Origin of the sequence: uncultured Cetobacterium sp., from assembly GCF_947039425.1 — a bacterium.
Classification (GTDB): domain Bacteria; phylum Fusobacteriota; class Fusobacteriia; order Fusobacteriales; family Fusobacteriaceae; genus Cetobacterium_A.
Genome location: NZ_CAMQYW010000244.1, coordinates 1 through 3,013, shown reverse-complemented (window position 1 = coordinate 3,013; position 3,013 = coordinate 1). Strand labels below are relative to the sequence as shown.

The window sequence follows — 3,013 nt, the reverse complement described above, 5'->3', positions numbered from 1 at the left end:
TATGGATTAAAAGGTTTATGTGCATATCTGGCTCATGCTAGAAATTTAGAGAAAGAAAATGTAGATATTTATAAATTTGTAGAACATACATTAGCCAATGTTGATAGTGATGCTCTGGGAATAGAAGAGTTATTTCAAATGGTAATTGAAGTTGGAAAATATGGTGTTGATACTATGGAGTTATTAGACTTAGCAAATACAAAAGCGTATGGAAATCCAGAGGCTACAAAAGTAAATATAGGAGTAAGAGATAAACCCGGAATTTTAATATCAGGTCATGATTTAAAAGATTTAGAGGATTTATTAGATCAAACAAAAGGGACAGGGGTAGATGTTTATACTCACTGTGAAATGTTACCAGCTCATGCATATCCTTTCTTTAAAAAGTATGATAATTTAGTTGGTAATTATGGTGACTCGTGGTGGCATCAAACTAAGGAGTTTCAAGATTTTAATGGTCCAATTTTATTTACTAGTAACTGTATAGTTCCACCAAGAGGGATTATATCAGAATATTTAGAAAGAGTATTCACTACAAATTCTGCTGGATTAGATGGGTGTAAGCATATAGATGAAAAAAAAGATTTTTCTGAAATAATAAATATAGCAAAAAATTGCAAGCCACCTAAAGAATTAGAAGATGGATTTATAGATAATGGCTTTGCTCATAATCAAATTTTTAACGTTATTGACAAAGTTCTTGAAGCTATAAATGAAGGAGATATAAAACATTTTTTTGTAATGGCAGGATGTGATGCTAGAATGCAAGATAGAAAATATTATACTGAATTTGCACAGAAATTGCCAAAAGATACAGTAATATTAACAGCTGGATGTGCTAAGTTTAGATATAATAAATTAAATCTTGGAGATATTAATGGAATCCCTAGAGTTTTAGATGCGGGACAATGCAATGATTCTTATTCTTTAGCAGTAGTCGCTTTAAAGTTAAAAGAGATTTTAGGAAAAAACAGTGTAAATGAATTACCTATTACATTTAATATAGCTTGGTATGAACAAAAAGCTGTACTAGTATTATTAAGTCTTTTATATTTAGGATTTAAAAATATTCATATAGGACCAACAATACCAGCATTTTTATCACCGAATATTTTAAAAGTATTAATTGAAAAATTTCAACTAGGAACAATAACTACGGCAAATGAAGATTTGGAAAAGTTTTTATGGGACATAGAAGATAAATCATATTATAGACATGATTATTAGAGATTAAAAAAAGCACTTTAGAGTGCTTTTTTAAATTTCTTCATGAATATTTATAATTGCTCGAATATAATAGTTTTCAACTATTATTAAAATAATAATAATTAATAAAGGAAATATATAGGCATTAAAGGCGATGGATATATATAGAATTCCACCTAAAAGACTTCCAAGCAGAAAGCTAAAAATAACAGTTCCTTGTATGGAAATTTGTTTAAACCATTTTTTTCTGTCATCAATCTCCTTACTTAAAAAAAATCTCCAAGCTATAGACATTCCAAAATCAGTTGTCATACTAGTTACGTGAGTAGTTCTAACAATTGCACCAGATAGTTTTGTAACTAGTGCATTTTGACTTCCCATTACAAAAAACTGTGCAGCTACATAATAAAATTCTGGAATTGAAAATTTACCATTAAAACCTGTAATTATTAAGATAAGGAAGAAAAATCCCTCTACCAAAAGTAGAAACATATAAACATAGTGTGGATTTTTGTTCCGAGCAGCAAAATAGTGAAAAAAAGCATTGGAAAAAATTGCACCACCGAGAAAAAGAAACCACCAAATACCTCCCATTTCTAAGAGTTTTTTTGAGCTTTCAGCAATTCCAACACCAAGAGTAGTGACTCTTGTAGTAACACTTGTAGTAAAATGTCCTGTACTAATAAATCCAATGGCATTTACACATCCTGCAATAGTTGATAAGCATAAAGCAAGTAATAAATTATGTAGGAAAATTAGTTTTTCACTATGTGAAAACTGTAAATTTTCAAATAAATTTTTCATAGAAACACTTCCTTAATAAAATTATTTATTAGTACTCTTTTTAATTATTACAATAATTAAAAAAAAAATCAATAAGGAATATTTAATAAAAAATAGAATTTAAACTAATCAAAATTAAAAAATGTATCAATTGTTTCATTATCTACTTTTTTACCTAAAAGTGAACCAATAATAAAAATAAAAATATTTAGAGAAATTACAGGAACAATGTGATGCATTCCAAAAACGTTTACTTTAAATATTGTTAAGTACAAAAAGAATAAAATTCCAAAAATCATAGATAGTAGTGCACCTGTTGCATTAGCTCTTTTCCAATAAAGGCCAAAAATAATAGGACAAAAAAATGCAGCTTCTTGTCCAGCAAGGGCAAAAAGATTAATCCAAACAAGAAGTTTTGGTGGATTTAAGGCGAATATGAAAACAATAATCCCTATTATTAAAGAGGTCATTAGTGATATTTTTTTTATTTTTTCATCTTTTGGATTAGGATTTATATAATTAATATATAAATCTTTTACAATTGTAGCAGAAGAAAGAATTAAAAATGAATCAACAGTGGACATAATTGCAGCAAGAGGACCTCCAATAAAAACTCCAGCTAAGATTGGATGTAATTTTCCAATTGCTAAAGTTGGAATGATTTTATCTCCAATTTCTAAATTTGGAGATATGGCAATTCCCATTACACCAATTAAATGCATAATAAGCATTAAAATTCCCACAACAGAAGTTCCAATAATCATAGCATTATGCATAGATTTACTGTCTTTAAATCCCATACATCTAACAGAAGTTGCAGGTAAACCTAAAATTGCTATTCCAACTAACATCCAAAAGGACAAAATAAATGGTTTTGCAATAGCTCCTCCAGAGTTAGGTGTTAACAAATCAGGATTTATTTTACCAACAGTTCTCATAATATTCTCCATTCCACCTCCATTTTTTAAAAGTGTAAAGAATAAAATTCCTGCAGCTATAAGCATAAATCCACCTTGGATAACAT

General features: G+C 28.5%; 3 protein-coding genes. 1 reads left to right on the top strand and 2 read right to left on the bottom strand.

The window, feature by feature from the left end; translation table 11 throughout:
• The coding region (gene hcp, locus Q0V09_RS09885) for a hydroxylamine reductase (RefSeq protein WP_297489085.1) at nt 1-1,227 on the top strand (1,227 nt) is incomplete at its 5' end.
• 30 nt (nt 1,228-1,257) lie between these two features.
• Here hcp and Q0V09_RS09880 read toward each other — a convergent pair.
• Complete coding sequence (locus Q0V09_RS09880) at nt 1,258-2,010, bottom strand: YoaK family protein (RefSeq protein ID WP_297404908.1); 753 nt, start codon at nt 2,008-2,010, stop codon at nt 1,258-1,260.
• Nucleotides 2,011-2,114: 104 nt separating this feature from the next.
• Nucleotides 2,115-3,013, bottom strand: an 899-nt coding sequence (gene panF / locus Q0V09_RS09875) for a sodium/pantothenate symporter (RefSeq protein ID WP_297489083.1), incomplete at its 5' end; no start/stop codon positions are given.

Coding starts and splice junctions, on each gene's coding strand:
- Q0V09_RS09880 (WP_297404908.1), bottom strand. CDS start 2,010: ATGAAAAATTTATTTGAAAATTTACAGTTTTCACATAGTGAAAAACTA.